The 1,113-nt window shown below is 68.1% G+C and carries 1 protein-coding gene; it reads right to left on the reverse strand.

Features of this window, described 5'->3' with window-relative positions; translation table 11 throughout:
• On the reverse strand, positions 1-1,113 hold a 1,113-nt coding region (locus EN749_RS36175; protein WP_189367998.1), incomplete at both ends, for a cobaltochelatase subunit CobN.

Genomic DNA, 1,113 nt, shown 5'->3' on the forward strand with positions numbered 1-1,113 from the left:
CCGCCATAGGCATGCGAGGTGGCGTCGAGATAGGCGCGGCCGATTTCTTCGCGCGCCGCCCAGTTACCGGAGGACAAGATATCCTCGACGCCGGCGCCATAGGTGCCGGGTGAGGTGCCGAAGATGCGCGGGCTGAGCTTGCCATCGGCACGGGTTTTGGCCGCGAGCGGGTTTTCCGTATCGTCCTCGTCGCGGGCGGCCACCGCGTTGGCGGCGGCATCGATCAGCGCGATCTGGGTCGGGAACATATCGCGGAACAGGCCCGATATGCGCCAGGTGACATCGACGCGTGGCCTTCCAAGAGTGGCCGGCGGCAGCACCTCGATGCCGGTGATGCGGCCGGTCGCCGAATCCCATTGCGGCCGGCAGCCCATCAGCGCCAATCCTTGCGCGATCTCCTCGCCGCCGGTGCGCAGTGAGGCCGAGCCCCACAGGTCGATGACCAGCGAGCGCGGCCAGTCGCCATGCGATTGCATGTAGCCGCGCACCACCTCCTCCGCCGCTGCCTTGCCCAGATCATAGGCGGTCGGCGTCGGCATGGTGCGCGGGTCCGAGGTGAACAGGTTGCGGCCGGTGGGCAGAACGTCCGAGCGACCCCGCGCGGGCGCGCCGGCCGAGCCGGCCTTGACGTGGCGGCCATCGAGCGCGGCGAGAAGCGCCGCTTTCTCGGCGTCAGCGCTTTGTCGCCGCATGGCGTCGGGCTCATCCTCAGGGGCGCGGCCATAGATATGCAGCCCATCCTTGATGGCAAAATCCTTGAGGTCGCAGAGCCAGGCGTCGATGCGGCGCAGCGCTTCGTCCGGAGCGTCGGTCCCGGCGACGCCGGCTTCGGAGGCGAGACCGGTCTTTTGCGCGGTGTCGACGATCAGTTTCGCCAGACGGTCTCGGCGGCGGCGGTCGAGCCCGTCGGCCTGGGCATATTCATCGACCAGCCGCTCGAGCTTGTGTTGATTTTCGTCGAGCCCGGCGCCGGTCAGCGGCGGTGGCAGATGACCAAGGGTGACGGCGGCGATGCGGCGCTTGGCTTGCGCCGCTTCGCCGGGGTTGGAGACGATGAAGGGATAGATGACGGGTAATCCACCGGTGACGATCTCGGGAAAGCAGTCTTCCGAC

The sequence above is a fragment of the Mesorhizobium sp. M7A.F.Ca.ET.027.02.1.1 genome (assembly GCF_004022985.1).
Taxonomy (GTDB): domain Bacteria; phylum Pseudomonadota; class Alphaproteobacteria; order Rhizobiales; family Rhizobiaceae; genus Mesorhizobium.